The organism is Serratia sp. FDAARGOS_506, from assembly GCF_003812745.1.
GTDB lineage: Bacteria > Pseudomonadota > Gammaproteobacteria > Enterobacterales > Enterobacteriaceae > Serratia.
The window spans coordinates 3,736,678-3,753,182 of the sequence record NZ_CP033831.1 but is presented as its reverse complement, the minus strand read 5'-3'; the positions used below and the strand labels follow the sequence as shown (position 1 = coordinate 3,753,182).

General features: G+C 63.3%; 16 protein-coding genes. 6 read left to right on the top strand and 10 right to left on the bottom strand.

The features are described from left to right. Nucleotides 1-4 precede the first annotated feature (4 nt). On the bottom strand, nucleotides 5-1,621 hold the full coding sequence (locus tag EGY12_RS18265; RefSeq protein WP_123894883.1) for a serralysin family metalloprotease: 1,617 nt from the start codon (nucleotides 1,619-1,621) through the stop codon (nucleotides 5-7). Nucleotides 1,622-2,031: 410 nt separating this feature from the next. Here EGY12_RS18265 and EGY12_RS18260 point away from each other — a divergent pair, with 410 nt between their 5' ends. Then, nucleotides 2,032-2,385: an AprI/Inh family metalloprotease inhibitor gene (locus EGY12_RS18260; protein ID WP_123894882.1), complete on the top strand. Its 354-nt coding sequence runs from the start codon at nucleotides 2,032-2,034 to the stop codon at nucleotides 2,383-2,385. 4 nt (nucleotides 2,386-2,389) lie between these two features. Here EGY12_RS18260 and EGY12_RS18255 read toward each other — a convergent pair whose 3' ends face one another. Next, nucleotides 2,390-2,911: a chromate transporter gene (locus tag EGY12_RS18255; RefSeq protein WP_025302761.1), complete on the bottom strand. Its 522-nt coding sequence runs from the start codon at nucleotides 2,909-2,911 to the stop codon at nucleotides 2,390-2,392. Further along, on the bottom strand, nucleotides 2,908-3,474 hold the full coding sequence (locus tag EGY12_RS18250; protein WP_123894881.1) for a chromate transporter: 567 nt from the start codon (nucleotides 3,472-3,474) through the stop codon (nucleotides 2,908-2,910). The genes EGY12_RS18255 and EGY12_RS18250 overlap by 4 nt, the downstream gene beginning before the upstream one ends. Nucleotides 3,475-3,577: 103 nt before the next feature. Here EGY12_RS18250 and EGY12_RS18245 point away from each other — a divergent pair, with 103 nt between their 5' ends. Both EGY12_RS18245 and EGY12_RS18240 read left to right on the top strand, forming a co-directional pair. Then, on the top strand, nucleotides 3,578-4,489 hold the full coding sequence (locus EGY12_RS18245; RefSeq protein WP_123894880.1) for a LysR family transcriptional regulator: 912 nt from the start codon (nucleotides 3,578-3,580) through the stop codon (nucleotides 4,487-4,489). A gap of 289 nt (nucleotides 4,490-4,778) precedes the next feature. Further along, on the top strand, nucleotides 4,779-5,948 hold the full coding sequence (locus tag EGY12_RS18240; RefSeq protein ID WP_123894879.1) for a cupin domain-containing protein: 1,170 nt from the start codon (nucleotides 4,779-4,781) through the stop codon (nucleotides 5,946-5,948). A gap of 41 nt (nucleotides 5,949-5,989) precedes the next feature. Here EGY12_RS18240 and EGY12_RS18235 read toward each other — a convergent pair whose 3' ends face one another. Further along, nucleotides 5,990-6,910, bottom strand: a complete 921-nt coding sequence (locus EGY12_RS18235) for an alpha/beta hydrolase (protein WP_123894878.1) — start codon at nucleotides 6,908-6,910, stop codon at nucleotides 5,990-5,992. Nucleotides 6,911-7,061: 151 nt separating this feature from the next. On the opposite strand from EGY12_RS18235, the gene EGY12_RS18230 reads away from it, so the two are divergent. After that, the gene (locus EGY12_RS18230) at nucleotides 7,062-7,973 is read left to right on the top strand and encodes a LysR family transcriptional regulator (protein WP_123894877.1); all 912 of its coding nucleotides are present in this window, start codon (nucleotides 7,062-7,064) and stop codon (nucleotides 7,971-7,973) included. A 23-nt stretch (nucleotides 7,974-7,996) separates the two neighbouring features. Here the strand turns inward: EGY12_RS18230 and EGY12_RS18225 are convergent, their stop codons facing one another. From EGY12_RS18225 to EGY12_RS18215, 3 genes are read right to left on the bottom strand one after another with little or no spacing between them, the layout of a single operon-like run. Further along, nucleotides 7,997-9,301 (bottom strand): cytochrome c, encoded by a 1,305-nt coding sequence (locus EGY12_RS18225; RefSeq protein ID WP_123894876.1) that lies wholly within the window; start codon nucleotides 9,299-9,301, stop codon nucleotides 7,997-7,999. A gap of 11 nt (nucleotides 9,302-9,312) precedes the next feature. Next, the gene (locus tag EGY12_RS18220; protein ID WP_025302752.1) at nucleotides 9,313-9,771 is read right to left on the bottom strand and encodes a (2Fe-2S)-binding protein; all 459 of its coding nucleotides are present in this window, start codon (nucleotides 9,769-9,771) and stop codon (nucleotides 9,313-9,315) included. Continuing rightward, a complete protein-coding gene (locus EGY12_RS18215) occupies nucleotides 9,771-11,993 on the bottom strand; it encodes a molybdopterin cofactor-binding domain-containing protein (RefSeq protein WP_123894875.1) in 2,223 nt (740 codons plus the stop codon). The genes EGY12_RS18220 and EGY12_RS18215 overlap by 1 nt, the downstream gene beginning before the upstream one ends. A gap of 269 nt (nucleotides 11,994-12,262) precedes the next feature. Here EGY12_RS18215 and EGY12_RS18210 point away from each other — a divergent pair, with 269 nt between their 5' ends. After that, complete coding sequence (locus EGY12_RS18210) at nucleotides 12,263-12,754, top strand: DUF1003 domain-containing protein (protein ID WP_171555241.1); 492 nt, start codon at nucleotides 12,263-12,265, stop codon at nucleotides 12,752-12,754. 12 nt (nucleotides 12,755-12,766) lie between these two features. Here the strand turns inward: EGY12_RS18210 and EGY12_RS18205 are convergent, their stop codons facing one another. The 3 genes from EGY12_RS18205 to EGY12_RS18195 form a co-directional block, all read right to left on the bottom strand. Further along, on the bottom strand, nucleotides 12,767-13,591 hold the full coding sequence (locus tag EGY12_RS18205) for a M55 family metallopeptidase (protein WP_123894874.1): 825 nt from the start codon (nucleotides 13,589-13,591) through the stop codon (nucleotides 12,767-12,769). 16 nt (nucleotides 13,592-13,607) lie between these two features. Further along, on the bottom strand, nucleotides 13,608-14,666 hold the full coding sequence (locus tag EGY12_RS18200) for a P1 family peptidase (RefSeq protein ID WP_123894873.1): 1,059 nt from the start codon (nucleotides 14,664-14,666) through the stop codon (nucleotides 13,608-13,610). Nucleotides 14,667-14,764: 98 nt separating this feature from the next. Further along, nucleotides 14,765-15,511, bottom strand: a complete 747-nt coding sequence (locus tag EGY12_RS18195; RefSeq protein ID WP_123894872.1) for a sulfite exporter TauE/SafE family protein — start codon at nucleotides 15,509-15,511, stop codon at nucleotides 14,765-14,767. Between the two features lie 106 nt (nucleotides 15,512-15,617). Here EGY12_RS18195 and EGY12_RS18190 point away from each other — a divergent pair, with 106 nt between their 5' ends. Further along, entirely contained in the window at nucleotides 15,618-16,499 is an 882-nt protein-coding gene (locus EGY12_RS18190; RefSeq protein ID WP_123894871.1) for a LysR substrate-binding domain-containing protein, read from the top strand. Nucleotides 16,500-16,505 lie beyond the last annotated feature (6 nt).

Below are 16,505 nucleotides of genomic sequence, written 5' to 3'. Positions count from 1 at the left end.
GCCCTCAGGCAAACAGAATATCGCTCTGCTCCACCTGCCCGACCACATGGATCTTGAAGTCGGCGGCATAGCTGTTGCTCTGGGTGTTCATCAGCAGATCGGTGGTGCCGTTGAAGGCGTCGAAATTGAGCTGGATCTCGCCCTTCTGGCCGCTGAAGGCGCTGCCGCTGTCGATAAAGCGCAGCTCGCTCAGGCTGTTGTTGAAGCGCAGGCCGGAGAGATCGATTTTGTCGATGCCGTGCTCGAAGTCTTCAATCACGTCGAACGCCGCCACCGTGGACTCTTTGGCATTGAGATAGACGAAATAGTCGGTGAAGTTGTTGGCGTCTTTGCCGCCCCACAGATGATCCGCCCCCAGGCCGCCGTACAGGATGTCCGAACCGGCGTTGCCCGCCAGCAGGTTGTCCTGATCGTTGCCGATGATCACATCGCGCCCGCTGCCGCCGATGGCGTTCTCGATGATCGCCCCGCGCGCGATGGCGACGTTCTGCGTGCCGCCGCCGACGCTGGAGAACGCGCCGTCGTTCAGGTTGATCATCTGCTGCTGGCTGTAGCCGGAGAAGTCCAGCGTGTCGTTGCCGCCGGCGTCCCACACCGTGAAATTGACCGGTTTGCCGTTGTCCGCCGTGGCGGTCAGGAAATCGCGCCCGGTGTTGGAGTTGAAGCCGTACACCGTGTCGCCGGTGCGGGTGCTCATATTGGCGCCGTACAATTTTTGGATCGCAGCGATGTCATCCACCATCGGGCCATAGCCATACACCCCTTTGGTGTCGGCGCCGGTATAACCGGCGTTGAAATAGCTCATGATCGAGTATTGCAACGAATCCTGATAGTAAGCGGCATCGTTCTGGTAGCTCGGGTTGCCCAACGAGGCGTCATAAGATCCCGGGTGCGCCAGCCCCAGGGCATGCCCCAGCTCGTGGGTGAAGGTCTGGCTGCTGAAGTCGCCGCTAACCGGCGCCTGATGGGTGGCAAAGTTTTTGTTGAACCACACCGTGCCGGCAAAGGCGTTATCGCTGCCCGCTTTGGAGCTCGGCGGGTAATAGGCGTAAGCGTTAATGGCATTCGGGCCGCTGCCGGCGGCGGCGCTGCCGTCAGCGCGCTGGGTGAAGTATGCGAAGGTGATGTCCGCGCGATGATGGATATCGGTGGATGCCGTTTCGGTAAAGGTCACGTTCGCCACGTCGGCCCAGGCCTGCATCGATTTCAGCGCCTGTGCCTGCGCCGCCTGAGTCAGCGGTTGCAACCCCTTGTCACCGTCACCGGTCTGGCCGATGCGGTTCAACGCGCTCTGCGTCAGGAAGGAATAGGTCAGCGCCACCGGCTGGTGATACACCTGATCGCCGTTGTGCGTCAGGCCTGGCCGCGTCAGCTGATCGGCGGCGCGATCGAAGCTGAAATTATCGCGGATTTTACCCAAATTATTAATGGCTGCTCCGCCGCGCTGGTTGCTGTACAGGTTGGCGTTGTCCAGCGTAAACAGCGCGCCGTACCCTAACCCATCATAGAGGCTGCCGGGCTGGTGATAGTAAAACTGGTAGTTATGATCGTTGGGGGATGTGGCGGACAGGCTGGTGAACTCATCGTCATCTTGCAAAATATCGTTGTGGCGACTGCTCATTGCATTCTCCTTTTACACAGTTGGAATCCACTCGCTTTGTAAGACTATTCATCAGTCGTTCTAATCTAAGCCAAGGCTTAGGATTGACCAGTATAGTGACTCACCCCGGCGGCGCGAGCCCGCCCGCCCGCGCTCCATCGCGCCTCCGTTGAGACAGAGAGAATCATAACAATTTGTATTTGCAATGTATTAATGAGAAAGATAAGTATATTGGCGGGGTAATGGCTCGCCTTTTTGAGCGTTTTATCGCCGGTTAGATCAGAATAATCGAGGATTAAAAAACCTAATCTTTGCCTCATCATCCCGCTGGGAACATGCTAAGGTGTGAACGGACAGCCGAAAGGAGTGACCCGATGCCAGCCCTTTTCCTTATGCGCGCCTTGCGCCGCGCCAGCCTGACAGGAGTCGTTATGAGCGTATTGTGCAGCAGTGCCCTGGGCAGTTCACTGCCGTTGCTGGAACCCGCCGCGCTGAAGGGCGACTGGCAGCTCGCCGCCATCGGCGACGGTAAAACCGTCTGCGAGGTGCAGCTGAGCGACGAAGCGGTGGCCAACACCAACGCCTTCCGCTTCAGCGCCTCCGCCGAGTGCCTGCAGCCGCTGGCGCTGCAAACGTTGCCGGTCGCCTGGCGGCCGACGCCGGACGGCATGACGCTGACCGACGCCGAAGGCGGCATGGTGGCGTTTCTGGCCCTGACCGCGCCAAAGCGCTATGAGCTGATCGATCGCGGCGGCCCTTCGCGCTTTGTGCTGATCCCGCGCTAACCCTTCAGGCGAACAGCAACCCGAGCAGCGCGCCGCCCGCCAGCACCCACAGAGGATGGAGGCGCTTGCTCATGCTCAATCCCGTCGCCAGCGCCACGATCGCCGCCAGCCGCCAGCTGGGTGCGGAAGCCTCGGCGATCAAGATGCCGCTGGCCGCCACCAGCCCTACGGTCAGCGGCACCAGCCCGGCCTGCACGATGCGGCGCCACGGGCGATCCTTAAAGCGTCGCCAGGCGCCCATCACCAGCAGCGTGACGATGGAAGACGGCCCGAACTTGGCGATAGAAGAAACCAGCAGCCCCGCCCAGCCGGCCACGTGCCAACCGACCAGCGGCACGATCATCATGTTCGGTCCCGGCGCGGCCTGCGCCATGGCGAACAGCGCGCTGAACTCCTGGGCGCTCATCCATTGATGCACCTCTACCACCTGCCGCTGCATCTCCGGCAGAATGGTCATGCCGCCACCAAACGCCAGCAGAGAGAGCTCGGTGAAGATCAGCGCCAGCGCAATCAACACCCCGCTCATGACGGCCACCGCCACATCAGCAGAATGCTCAGCGGCGCCAGCACCAACATGGTCGGCAACAGCGGCAGGCGCAGCCAGGCGATAGCGATCAGCGCCAGCCCGACTATCGCCAGTGCCGGCCATTTACTGCGCAGCGGCAGCAGCATTTTGATCCCGGTCGAGAGCAGCAGCCCGGCAGCGGCGGCGGCCAGCCCGGCGAACACATGCTGTACATGCGGATCGTTTTGGAAGCGGGCGTAAACCACGCCTAATCCCACCACGATCGCCGTCGGCGCGCTGATGAGGCCCAGCAAGGCGCACAGCGCGCCGCGCAGCCCGCGAAATTCCATGCCCACCGCCACTGACAGGTTGATCACGTTGCCGCCGGGCAGAAACTGGCACAGCCCGAGCAGCTCGGTGAACTGTTCGCCGCTCAGCCAGCGCCGGCGCTCCACCAACATGCTGCGCGCCAGCGGCAGCACGCCGCCGAAGCCAATCAGCCCCAGCCACAAAAAGCCCATAAACAGCTCCGCGTTGCCCGGCGCTGCCGCCGGGTGTGGTTTTAACGTATTGATATCTGACATGACATTGCCGTTCCATATCGCTTGTTTTGATGTCTGGTATCATGCGCGCCGCCGTGCCATGATGTCTAATGCATTCCGGAACAACTAAAGATACCTTTGAGGTATGGCTATGATCGAACTGCGTCGCCTGCGGGCATTCGTCACCGTGGTGGAAGAAGGCAATATCACCCGCGCTGCCGAGCGGCTGTTTATCCAGCAGCCGCCGCTGACCCGCCTGCTGCAGGGGCTGGAAGATGAACTGGGCGTAACCTTGTTGCAGCGCCTGCCGCGCGGCGTGCGCGTCACCGAAGCGGGTGGCGTGCTGTTCGAAGAAGCACGCGCCCTGCTGGCGCGCGCCGAAAGCCTGCGCGAAGCGGTGCAGCGCGCCGCGCGCGGCGAGCAGGGGCACATCGCCATCGGCTTCACCAGTTCCGCCGCGCTGCATCCGTTCGTGCCCAACCTGCTGCGCCGCTACCGCGACATCCTGCCGGGCATCACCACCCAGCTGGAAGAAGCCGGCAGCGGCGAACTGATGGAGGCGTTGCTGGAACAGCGCCTCGACGCCGCCTTCGTGCGCTCACCAGCCAGCGGCATTCCCGGCCTGAGCGTAGAGCCGGTGCTCAGCGAGCCGATGATCGTTGCCCTGCCGCTGGGCCACCGGCTGGCGCAAGAAACGCAGCAGCCGCTGCCGTTGGCCGAACTGGCGCACGAGGCGTTTATTCTCTATCGCCGCCCGGCCGGCCAGGGGCTGTACGACGCCATCCTGGCCGCCTGCCACCGTGCCGGCTTCAGCCCGCGCATCGTGCAGGAAGCGCCGCGCCTGCCGGCAACCCTCAGCCTGGTCGGCGCCGGGCTGGGGCTGTCAATCGTGCCCGGCTCGATGCGGCGGCTGGGCGGCGATGGCATCGTCTACCGCCCCCTCCCCGAAGAAGCGCAGCTCAGCGCCCCGCTCTACCTGGCGCTGCGCCACAGTCCGGCTTCGCCAATCGTCGAACGCTTTCGCCAACTGGTGCAGGAGACCGTGGGCCAGACATAAATAGCCCGAACGGCCAATAAAAAATGACGTTCGTTTATTATCTATTTAATCCTATCGGCGATTAAAATTAATTCCAAACAATGACTATTCAACTTCCCAGGGATTAATTAAACCCGCTCTCACTTAGTAACAAACGCAAACAAATAAACGCCTACCCAATATTTTCCAGCCGCTAGGATTTAACTGTCATTGCCTAGTCCCGCCGATGACAAAAATACCTTTCAAGGGCAATTATGCCTTCCCTGCGCCGGCCTCTTTAGACGCAAGATTTTATATTGGAGAAAACGTTATGCTATCGCGTCGTGACATATTGAAAGTCTCCGCTGTCAGCGCGGCGGCCGCCGGCATGATCGGCGGCATCGCAAAAAATGCCGCTGCCGACGACCATCGCAATATCGTGCCCCCCAGCAGCTATCAGCCGCCTGCCAATGCGCAGCATCTCTATAAGTACAAATTCACCGACAGCAAGAAACGCAGCCTGCCCAGCGGCTGGGCACGCGAGGCCACCGTTGAGCAGTTTCCGATCTCCGAAGGCGTGGCAGGCGTCGACATGACGCTGGAGCCGGGCGGCGTGCGCGAGCTGCACTGGCACGCCATCGCCGCCGAATGGGCGTTTATGCTGGAAGGCCATGCGCGCATCACCATCCTCGATCCCGAAGGAAAATGCGAAGTGGCGGACTTCGGGCCCGGCGACGTGTGGTATTTCCCGAAAGGCTATGGCCATTCCATTCAGGCCCTGGCGGACGGCGCGCATTTTATTCTGGCGTTCGATAACGGGCATTTCTCCGAATTCGGCACTTTCAGCATCACCGATTGGGTGGCGCATATGCCGAAAGAGGTATTGGAAAAAAGCGTCGACATGCCGGCGGCGGTATTTTCCAAGGCCAAACAGGGTGAGGCCTATATTGTTGGCGGCGCCGTTCCGCCCGCCTTACCATTACCGAAAAACGACGGCGGATTAAATAACGCCCCGCTGACTCACCGTTATGAATTAATGAAGCAGAAGCCGTTCTTTGAAAATGACGCCGGCAGCGTTCATTTGGTGTCGTCGAAAGAATTCCCCATCTCCACCACCATGACCGGTATCATCGAGATCGTTAAACCCGGCGCAATCCGGGAATTGCACTGGCACCCGAACGCCAACGAATGGCAATACTATATTGCCGGCCAAGGCCGTATGACGGTGTTCAGCTCACACGGCCACGCGCAAACGGAAGAGTACGCCCCTTCGGACGTCGGGTACGTGCCGCAGGGCTTCGGCCATTACATCGAGAACATCGGCGATGAGGATTTGAAGGTGCTGATCGTAATGGACAACGGCATTTATCAGGATATTTCGTTGTCCGACTGGCTGGCGAAAACCCCGGCCTACCTGCTGGCGGACAACTTCAACAATCAGATGGAAGACTGGCAGGATCGGCCGAAAGACAAGCGGGTCATGTCACGGCGCAGCCGCTGACGCCACGGCGAGGGAGAAACACCCTCGCCTCCGGCCTGCGCTTACAGCGTGGCGTTAAAGAACGGCACCAGCTTCTCCAGCGCCTGGGCTACCGGCTCCGGTTTGTCGTAGAGATCGTAATGCGACCAGCCTTCTACCACCACCAGCTCTTTGTGCTGCGATTTGGCGCGGCGCACGATCTCATAGCCGTCGCGCAACGCGCCGAACAGGCCGGGTTTGCTGCCGACGATCACCAACAGCGGCTGGGTCAGCAGCACTTCCGCCAGGTGGAACGCGTCCCAACCCACGGCCACCGCGTTATGGGAATACAGCGTCTTGTTTGCGCCGTTCGGCTTCTCGCCGCGCGCCGTCCGGTAGTATTCCGTCGCCTCGCGCAGATCGATATCGGCACCGTCTTGTTGCGCCGCCTCAACGCTCGGGTACAGGCCTACGTCCACGCGCAACGCCGCGCCGCGCGCCTCTGCGGTACGCTGCCGGGCAATATCCTCCAGGAAAGCCACGGGATCGCCATTGGCCAACACGCCCTCGCGCATCACCCGGCCATAGTTGGCGCCGGTGATGGTCGCCACCGCTTTGATGCGCCGCTCCGTCATCGTAGCGTTGATGGCGTAACCGCCGCCGCCGCAGATGCCGAGCACGCCGATACGCTGGTCGTCAACGTAGTCCAGCGTCACCAGATAATCGGTCACGACGCGAAAATCTTCCACGCGCTGAGCGGGATCTTCGATAAAGCGCGGTTCGCCGCCGCTCTCGCCCTGGAAGCTGGCGTCGAACGCGATGACCACAAAACCGGCTTTCGCCAGCGCCGCGCCATAGACATTGCCCGAGGTCTGCTCTTTGCAGCTGCCGATCGGGTGGGCGCTGATGATCGCCGGGTACTTTTTCCGCTCGTCGAAATCCGGCGGGAAATGAAGATCCGCCGCGATGTCCCAATACTGACGCTTGATTTTGACCGTTTTCATCATGAGTTCCTCACAGGGTTGCTGGCTCGGGAAACGCGCTCGGCATCGCTTCCGCTGGGATAGGGTTCACTTTAGACGCCGTATTGTTATTTGAGAAGCACAGGGAATGAACTACAGTGTTAAGCTGTAATTTACAATGCGGAGCGCATCGATGGATCCTTCCCTGCTTCCCTCACTGGCATGGTTCGCGCATATCGCGCAGCACCGCAGCTTTACCAAAGCGGCGGCCCAAATGGGCGTTTCCCGCGCCGCCCTGTCGCAAAATCTAAAGGCGCTGGAAAAACAGCTGAACCTCAAGCTGCTCAACCGCACCACCCGCGATATGTCGCTCACGGAGGAAGGGCAACGTCTGCTCGAGGCTCTGGCGCCCGCCCTCAACGCGATCGAACACGCCGTCGGCACGTTGGAAGAGAGCCGCCACGAGCCGGCGGGGCTGCTGCGGATAAACGCCTCGCGCACGGCCGCCAAGCACTTTATTGAACCGCATATCGGCGAATTCCTGGCGCGCTACCCCAGGTTGAAGCTTGAGCTGGTGATGGACGACGGCATGGCCAGCATCATTTCCGAAGGCTACGACGCCGGCGTGCGGCTGGGTGAAAGCCTCGCCGAGCATATGGTGGCGATCCCCATCACCCCGCAGGTGGAACTGGTGGCGGTGGCCACGCCGCAATACCTCAGCCGTTACGGCACGCCCGCCACGCCGGCGGATCTGGTCAACCACAACTGCATCGCTTTTCGCCACGCAACCAGCGGCGCCATTTATCAATGGGAGTTTTCCACCCTTGAGCGGCACGCGCGCCATACCTTTTCCGTCGAGCCGCAAGGCAGCATGATCACCAACGACGACGACGGCATGATCCGCGCCGCGTTGCAGCATGTCGGCATTATTCAGCACTTTGATTTCGCCGTGAAGGCGCAGGTGGAACGCGGTGAACTGGTGCGGATCCTGCAGCCCTGGTCGCAGCCGTTTCCCGGCTTCTACCTGTATATCCCCTCCCGTGAGCACATGTCTTCCAAGATCAGGGCGCTGCTGGACTTTCTGGTCGAGAAGCGCGCAGGCTAAGCCGGCCCGCGCGCCTTTTCGTTTTACTGCTTGCGCTGCTCCGCCACCTGTTTGGCGGTGACTTTGCCCTGCTTATCGCCGAAGTGGCCGACCACGAAGTTGGCGACCGCCGCCACTTCCTCATCGGAATAGGCGCTGCCGAACGCCGGCATCATTTCATGCCGATCGCCGATGCTGATGCTCGTCCCCTTCAGGATGGCCTGCACCACGCTGCGCCCCTGCGGATCGTTCACCGCCGTGCTGCCCACCAGCGATGCATACTCGCTCTGGCGGCCCGGCCCGTTCCACTGGTGGCAGCCGCTGCAGTCGTTGGCGAACAGCCGCCGCCCGAGCGAACTGTCTTGCCCACCCGGCAGGATCGGCGTGGAGACCCCCGCGCCCTTCGGCTGCAGGTTCACCGCCGCCGCGCCGTCGCCGGCGATCGGTTCGATATCGCGCAGGTATTTCACCAGCGCCAGATTGTCTTCCGGCGTCAGGAACTGCAGGCTGTTTTCCACCGCTTCCGCCATCGGGCCGGCGGCGCTACTGCGCCCCGGCGCATGGCCGGTGGCCAGATATTGCGACAGCTGCTGGTCGCTCCAGCCGCCGATGCCGGTCTGCTTATCCGGCGTGATGTTGGCAGCGAACCAACCCTGCACCACTTCACCGCTCAGATGCTTGCTCTGGTTGAGGCCGAACCCCAGATTGCGCGGCGTGTGGCACTCGCCGCAGTGGCCCAGCGCCGTCGCCAGATAGGCGCCGCGGTTCCACTGCTCGTCCTTGTTGAGATCCGGCGCAAAGCGTTGCTCATGGAAGAACGCCAGGTTCCAGAATTTCATGCCCCAACGCTGGTTGAACGGGAACGACAGATCGTTTTGCGGGCTGGCCTGCTTCACCGGCGGCAGGCTGAACAGATAATCCTTGATCGCCAGCACGTCGTCGCGGCTCAGTTCGGTGTACGAGGTGTAGGGCATCGCCGGATACAGGTTGCCCTGCGGGCCGATACCCTCACGCACCGCGCGCACGAACTGATCGTCGCTCCAGTTACCGATGCCGGTCTCCTTGTCGGCGGTGATGTTGGTGCCGTAAATGGTGCCGAACGGCAGCTTGAAGGCGAAGCCGCCGGCATACGGCGTGCCGCCCGGCGCAGTGTGGCACGCCACGCAGTCGGCGGCGCGCGCCAGGTACTCGCCGCGCGCCAGTTTATCGGTGATGCCGGCCGGCGCCCCGGCGATCGGCGCCGCAGGCTCTGCGCCGGTGGGCCGCAGCAGCGTGTACAGCGCGTATCCGCCCGCCAACACCACCACGGCGATAATCAGCCATAACAGCCCTTTCAAGGCGTTGCTCATCGCATCTCTCCCTAACCCAACGCCTTGGCGGCCTGGTGGATGGCGGCGCGAATGCGCACATAGGTGGCGCAGCGGCAAACGTTGCCGCCCATCGCCGCGTCGATGTCCGCATCGCTCGGGTTCTTGCTTTGCGCCAGCAGCGCGCTGGCGCTCATGATTTGGCCGGACTGGCAGTAGCCGCACTGCACCACGTCCAGATCAAGCCAGGCTTCCTGTACCGCCTTGCCTTCCGGCGTGGCGCCCACGGCTTCGATGGTGGTGATTTTTTTGCCGACGGCGGCGGAGACCGGCGTCATGCACGAGCGCACCGGCACACCGTCCAGATGCACGGTACAGGCGCCGCACATGGCGATGCCGCAGCCGAACTTGGTGCCGGTCAGGCCGGCTTCGTCACGCAAAAACCACAGCAGCGGCATGTGCGGATCGCCCTCGAAGGTCAGCGGCTGCTCGTTTACGGTTAATTGAATCATCAGGTTCTCTCCTGGTCAGACGCCGGGTTCGCGGTAGGATTATGCAGCGGCAGGCTCAGCGAGGTGCGCGGCCGCCCGAGCAGCGCCAGCGCGTTGCCGACCGCCGGGGCGATGGTCGGCACCCCCAGCTCGCCCACGCCGGTCGGTTTCTCGCTCGAGGGCACGATGATCACCTCGATCTCCGGCATCTCATCGATGCGCAGCGGGCGGAAGTTATTGAAGTTGGACTGTTCGACCACGCCGTCTTTCAGCGTGATATTGCCGTACAGCGCCATGCTCAGGCCGTAGCCGATGCCGCCCTCGATCTGCGCGCGGATCACGTCGGGGTTCACCGCCACGCCGCAGTCCACCGCGCACCACACCTTGTGCACTTTCGGGATGCCGCCTTCGCCGATCGACACCTCGGCCACCTGCGCCACATAGGTATCGAACGCCTTGGCGACGCCCACGCCGCGCGCGCGTCCGTCCACCACTTTCGCGCCCTGCCAGTCAGCGGCTTTCGCTACCGCGCGCAGCACGCCCGCCGCGCGCGGCGCATCGCCCATCAGCGCCAGCCGCCCTTCGACCGGATCCTGCCCGGTTTCCTGCAACAGCTGATCGATAAAGCTCTCCACCGCGTGGCCGGTGTGGGTGCTGGCCACCGACCGCAACGAGGTGGTCGGCACCTTGCCCGGCACGATGTGCGCATCGCAGCGGAAGGCTTCGAAGGTATATGACACCTCGCTGGCGCCCTCGACCATCATCTGATCGAGGCCGTTGACCACCAGCGCATCCATCGCGCTGTGGCGCGTCCAGGAGTGGCCGACCACGGTATCGGTCCAGCCCACCACCTTGCCGCCGCGGATGGCCCCGCGCAGGCGGTGCAGGATCATCGGACGATACCAGCCGTTGCGGATGTCGTCCTCGCGCGTCCATACCACCTTCACGCCGTGGCCGGGGCCGATGCCCTTGGCCGCCGCCGCCATGTCGGCCGCCAGATCCGGCCCCAGCGTCGGGTTGCCTAAATCGATGCGCCGACCGAAGCTGCCGCCCGCCAGAATGGTTTCAATCTGCACCCTGTCCGGCGGCAACTCGAACAGATCGCACAGTTGCTTGTGATCGAGCGTTTGGATTTGGCAGCCGTAACGCGCCTTGACGCTCTCGCCGTCCCAGAACAGATAGCCGTCCAGCGGCTCCATCGGGGCATGGGCAACGTACGGGAAGGTGTATTCGGCCTCGATCACCTTGTCGGCCTTGTCGAACACCTCGTCCGGCTTACCGAGGGTTTTCGCCACCACGCCGGTTTTCTGCGCCACCTGGCGAAATTCAGCGTAGATTTCCTCGGTGTTACGCCGTTCGGCCTGCGCGTCGTCCCACGTCACCTTCAGCCGCTCCCGCCCCTGGATCGCCGCCCAGGTGTTTTTAGCGTAAACCGCCACGCCGGTGGCGATTTGCTTCACCGCCACCACCCCCGGTATCGCCAGCGCCCGTTCGGCATCGAAGGTCGCCACCTTGCCGCCGAAGCGCGGCGGTTTCTTGATGGTGACGGTCAACATGTCCGGCTCGTGGATATCCTGCGAGAACTGCGCGCTGCCGTTGGTTTTCGCCAGCGAATCGACGCGGTGCAGGCCGCGCGTTTTGCCGATCAGGGTGAAATTGGCCGGATCCTTCAGCGTCAGGCTGGCGGGATCGGGCGGCGGCAGCGTGGCGGCCAGCGCGGCGAATTCGCCGAAACCCGCCTCGCGCCCGCTGGCAGCATGGCGGATCTTGCCCGCCTGCACGGTAATTTCCTGCGCCGAGGTTTTCCAACTCTGCGCGGCGGCCTGCACCAGCAGCGCACGCGCCATGGCGCCCATGCGCCGCATCTGCTCATAGGCATTGGCCACCGAGCTGGAACCGCCGGTGCCCTGGAATCCGAAGGTCAGGTTTTTGTAGATATTGGTGTCCACCGGCGCGGCGACGACCCGTACCTGCGCCCAGTCGGCATCGAGCTCTTCAGCGACCAACGTCGCCATGCCGGTATAGACCCCCTGGCCCACTTCGGTGTGTTTGCTGATCACGGTGACGACGCCGTCAGCGCCGATCTGGACGAAGGCGTTGGCGTCAAACGCCGCCGCGCCGGAGGCGGCCGGGGCGTTCGAGCGCGCCAGCGCGCCGGTGGACGGCAGATAAGCGCCGATCACCAACGCTCCGGCGCCGACGATAAACCGCCGCCGCGAAAGCGGAACTTGGGATATGCTCATTGCTCATGACTCCAAAAAAACCGAAGGCGTCACTGCGTTCGGCGAAACCGTTTTTGTTATGGGAATGGGTTGTCGCGCCCGTCAGGTGACATAGCGCAACAGAGCAATAATTAGCGTAGCCTATTATCCAGCAGGCCTAATCTTGATAAGGGATTTTTCGTTGAGGGATCGTGCGGTGCGGGCCATCGGCGCCAGGCTGCCGCGTCTTTAAACGCATTTGTGCTATAGCTATAAATGACACACATCCAATCTCTATGAGTCTTACCGCTATGTCGGAGCACAAGAAATTTCGTCTGTATCGGCCGCTGCAAGGGTTAAGCCATACCTTTGGCGATCAATGGTTTGCCCTGAAAGCCGAAGCGTTCGCCCGCTTCTTCGGCACGCCGACTTTTTTGGTGGGACAAACGGTGGTGGTCGGCGTGTGGATCTATCTCAACCTGGCCGGCTTCACCAAATTTGACCCTTACCCCTTCATTCTGCTGAATCTGGCGTTCAGCCTGCAGGCCGCCTACGCTGCGCCGTTGATCCTGCTGGCGCAAACGCGCCAGGCCGAGCGCGACCAGGCGCATGCCTTGGCCGATGCCCGGCACCGGGAAGATCTGGATGAGGCGATGGCACAGCGGCAAACCCTGGCCGAACGGCAGTCCGAACAGCTGCTCGAGCTGCTGAAGCAAAACACGGAATTAACCGCCCTGACGAAGCAGATGGCCGAGCGCATTGAAAACCTCACCCTACAGCTCGCCAACCGCGAGCGCCTGTAGCTGCGTTATCCCTCAGTTCTGCGTCGTTGCCAGATAGGAGAAGACGCTGAGCAGGTTGATTTGCGCCGCCATGTTGTCGCTGTCGAAGGCCACGGTCAGCGCGTCCTGGCGCTCCACGCCGGGCACCAGGCTGAACAGATCCGCCAGCACCGGTTTGGCCGCCATCAGCGTCAGCCGATAAGGCGGCATGAAGCGGCGTTCCACCGGCAGCTTCCCGCCCTGACGCACCTGTTGCATCGCCCGTTCACGGATCTCGACGCGCGCCCGCTGCGGGCTGAGCGATTCGGCGGCGGTTTGCGAGATCGCGCGCTTCACGCAAACATAGCCAGACTGCGGATAACGTTCAGCAATCCAGCGTTGCAGCTCGTCGTCACCGCTCACCAGCCACAGCGGCACGTTCAATTCGGCCGCCGCCGCTGCATACAGATCGCTTTCGCCCACCGCTTCGCCGTTCAGGCTGACGCGGTAAAAGGCCCGACCGTTGATGGTGTGCGCCAGCACGCCATGTTCGCCGGCGGCGCTGTGGTAGCCGATAAACATCAGGCCGTCGTAGCGTTGGTGTTGCAGCCCTTCCACCATCGACAGCCCGCGCGGCTTGCCCTGCACCAGGCGCGCGCGCCCATCGATGCGATCGGCGCGCAGGTTCTGCATCATGGCGTGGCTATCGGCCACCGTCACCTCGGTGGCCCCGCCGGCGAAAGCGCCGTCGATGGCGGCATTGACCTCCTGTTCCATCAGTTCGCGCGCCGCCGCATAGTCGGCGTGGGCCGGGTTGCACTGCTCCGGCCGCATCACGCCGGCAATACCTTCGATATCCGCAGAGATAAAGACCTTCACATCACACTCCCGTTATTTAATTTGCCGCCGCCAGGCGATCGAGCAGCGGGCCCAGCGCTGCGCGCGTGTGCTGCTGGAAACCGCTGACGCCTTCGGCGCTCAGCAACGCATCCAACACCGCGTATTCGGTGGCGTCCGCCGCCGCCGCAAACAGCGGCTCCAGCCGTTCGTCCGGCAGCGCAGCCCCCAGCAACCGGGTGGAAAACGCCAGTGCGATGTCGCCGGAACCGTGCCCCCAATGGCTGCCTACCCGCCCCAGGCCCGCGCCCGCTCTGCGGGCGATGCGGTTCAGTTGGCGGCTGTCCAGCGCCCGATCGCAGGCGATGATAATAATCACCGAGCCGGCGTCCACCTGCGGCGGCGGATCCGCCAACAGCTTGCCCAGCGCCGGGCCAACGCGCACGCCGCTCAGCGTCAGCGAGTCGAGGGTGCCGAAGTTGGCCAGCACCAGCACGCCGAGCATGGTGCCTAACCCCGGACAATAGCGCGAGGCGGTGCCAATGCCGCCCTTCAGGCCGAAGCTGCTCATGCCGCGCCCGGCGCCGACGCTGCCGCGCGCAAAGCGGGTGGAATGGTTATCCAGCGCGCTGAAGACGTGCTCCTCACGCACCGCCATCGCCTGAATATCGTTGAGGTAGCCGTCGTTGCACTCCAGTACCAGCGGGTTGATGGTGGCGCTACCGCGGCCGATCTGCGGGTAGCGCAGACAGCTGCGCCGCACCATGGCGTTGAACAGCGTGCCGACGGCGAAGGTGTTGCTCAGCAGAATAGGCGTCTGCAACTCGCCCAGCTCATTCAATTGCACCAATCCCAGCGGCTTGGCGAAGCCGTTGAGCACCGCGCTGCCGCACGGCAGCGGCTGGTTGAACAGATCGCCCGGCGGCACGATGGCGGTAACGCCGGTCTGGCATTCGCCGTCGGCCAAAGTGTGATGCCCGACGCTGACGCCCGGCACGTCGCACAGGCTGTCGGTCGGCCCGGCCGGATAGCGTGCACCCGGCAGGCGGCGATGGCGCCGCCAATAGCTCAGCAGATTGTCGAGGCTTTGTTGTTCAAACGCCTGGCTGTCTGTCATGGTTCCCTCATCCGCCGTTAGCCCATCAGAAAACCAGAATATCGCGCAATACGCCGCGCCGTAAATTGAAAGCCGAAGACGCAGGTAAAATTTACCGCCTAATGTATCCCCCGCCACACAATCTCAGCCCCCAACACCAATAGCCCGCTAAAAAAGCAGCGGCGAAAAATCAGCGGGCTGCTGTGACGACGCACGATCCCGCCCAGCCACATGCCGCCCAGCGCCGGCAACAGCGCCAGCAATGAACCGCCGAGCAGCGCGCCGGGCAGCGCCTGATGCCAGGCTAATCCGGCGGCCAGCGCCAGCGTCGAGACGGTGAACGATAGCCCCAGCGCCTGCACCAGATCGTCACGCGCCAGGCCCAATGCGTTCAGATAGGGCACCGCCGGGATGACGAATACGCCGGTGGCGCCGGTCAGCGCACCGGTCACCAGACCGCACAGCGGCCCCAGCCAAGGCTCCGCCGTGGCGCGAACGCGCCAATCAAAACGGGTGAATCCCAACAGTGCATAGCCGATCAGGCAAACGCCCAGCGCCAGCGGCGCCAGGCGGCCGTCGGTAGCGGTGAGCGCGCCGGCGCTCAGCAACGTGCCCAACGTGACGCACAGCATCATCGGCCAGAGCCGGCGGCACAGCGCCCCCAGCTGCGGCCCGCACAGCAACTGCCACAGATTGGTGATCAACGAGGGCAACAGCAGCAGCGCAGCGGCCTGCCCCGGCGGCATCATCAGGCTGAGCAGCCCCATCGACACCGTCGGCAAACCCAGGCCGATCGCCCCTTTGACCGTGCCGGCCAGCGTAAAAATGCCCGTCAGGGCGATAATCTCGAGTAACGTCAGCGGCATATGTCTATCCTTATGGCAATCAACGGCCCGATTGTGGCCGGCGGCGCGGCGCGGCACAATGCGGCAATGGCAGAGCCTGCCTGCGGCAAAGACAGAGGGAGAACGCATGCATTTTGACTTTATCGATCTGCGGCTGTTGGTGGCGGTGATCGAGACCGGCAGCATCACCGCCGGCGGCGAGCGCGTCGGGCTGTCGCTGGCCGCTGCCAGCGCACGCATGCGCGGCCTGGAGCAACAGGCCGGCATAGCGCTACTGACGCGTAATCCGCGCGGTGTCCAGGCGACAGCTGCCGGTGAGCGCCTGTTGCAACATGCGCGTGTGCTGTTGCAACAGCGCGACCGGCTGCGGGGCGAGATGGCCGAGTTCGCGCCGGGCCAGCGCAGCCAGCTGCGCATCGTCGCCAATACCGTCGCCGCCGACGCTTTTCTGCCGGAGCTGCTGGCGGATTTTCTGGTGCTGCACCCGCACACCGACATCGCGCTGGAGGAGCTGCCCAGCCCGGTCATCGCGCAGGCGATCGCCGAACAGGCGGCGGATATCGGCATCGTGGCGGATCACGCCGATCTGCGCGGGCTGGCAAGCTATCCCTTCCGGCAGGATCGTCTGGTGCTGGCGCTGCCGCCGGGGCATGCGCTCAGCGGCCGCCGCACGGTCAGCTTCGCAGACACCCTGTCTTTTGAGTTTATCGGCCTGCCGGAAGAGAGCGCGCTGCAACAGCATTTGGAACAGCTGGCGATGCGCAGCGGCGGCCCGATGCGGCTACGGGCGCGCGCCGCTAATTTCGACGCCATCTGCCGCATGGTGCGGCGCGGCGCCGGGCTGGCGGTGGTGCCGGAAGAGAGCGCCCAACGCCATCCACAGATCCGACACGGCGCCCTGCCGCTGACGGACGACTGGGCGACCCGGCATCTGTCGCTGGTGGTGCGCGAATGGACGCAGCTGCCGCTGCCGGCACAGCGGTTGGTCACGTTTCTGCGCCATGCCTGAAGCGGC

What these genes read in the sequence shown, in the direction of transcription:
- EGY12_RS18265 (WP_123894883.1), bottom strand. Translation starts at nt 1,621, where the DNA reads ATGAGCAGTCGCCACAACGATATTTTGCAAGATGACGATGAGTTCACC.
- EGY12_RS18260 (WP_123894882.1), top strand. Translation starts at nt 2,032, where the DNA reads ATGAGCGTATTGTGCAGCAGTGCCCTGGGCAGTTCACTGCCGTTGCTG.
- EGY12_RS18255 (WP_025302761.1), bottom strand. Translation starts at nt 2,911, where the DNA reads ATGAGCGGGGTGTTGATTGCGCTGGCGCTGATCTTCACCGAGCTCTCT.
- EGY12_RS18250 (WP_123894881.1), bottom strand. Translation starts at nt 3,474, where the DNA reads ATGTCAGATATCAATACGTTAAAACCACACCCGGCGGCAGCGCCGGGC.
- EGY12_RS18245 (WP_123894880.1), top strand. Translation starts at nt 3,578, where the DNA reads ATGGCTATGATCGAACTGCGTCGCCTGCGGGCATTCGTCACCGTGGTG.
- EGY12_RS18240 (WP_123894879.1), top strand. Translation starts at nt 4,779, where the DNA reads ATGCTATCGCGTCGTGACATATTGAAAGTCTCCGCTGTCAGCGCGGCG.
- EGY12_RS18235 (WP_123894878.1), bottom strand. Translation starts at nt 6,910, where the DNA reads ATGAAAACGGTCAAAATCAAGCGTCAGTATTGGGACATCGCGGCGGAT.
- EGY12_RS18230 (WP_123894877.1), top strand. Translation starts at nt 7,062, where the DNA reads ATGGATCCTTCCCTGCTTCCCTCACTGGCATGGTTCGCGCATATCGCG.
- EGY12_RS18225 (WP_123894876.1), bottom strand. Translation starts at nt 9,301, where the DNA reads ATGAGCAACGCCTTGAAAGGGCTGTTATGGCTGATTATCGCCGTGGTG.
- EGY12_RS18220 (WP_025302752.1), bottom strand. Translation starts at nt 9,771, where the DNA reads ATGATTCAATTAACCGTAAACGAGCAGCCGCTGACCTTCGAGGGCGAT.
- EGY12_RS18215 (WP_123894875.1), bottom strand. Translation starts at nt 11,993, where the DNA reads ATGAGCATATCCCAAGTTCCGCTTTCGCGGCGGCGGTTTATCGTCGGC.
- EGY12_RS18210 (WP_171555241.1), top strand. Translation starts at nt 12,263, where the DNA reads ATGTCGGAGCACAAGAAATTTCGTCTGTATCGGCCGCTGCAAGGGTTA.
- EGY12_RS18200 (WP_123894873.1), bottom strand. Translation starts at nt 14,666, where the DNA reads ATGACAGACAGCCAGGCGTTTGAACAACAAAGCCTCGACAATCTGCTG.
- EGY12_RS18195 (WP_123894872.1), bottom strand. Translation starts at nt 15,511, where the DNA reads ATGCCGCTGACGTTACTCGAGATTATCGCCCTGACGGGCATTTTTACG.
- EGY12_RS18190 (WP_123894871.1), top strand. Translation starts at nt 15,618, where the DNA reads ATGCATTTTGACTTTATCGATCTGCGGCTGTTGGTGGCGGTGATCGAG.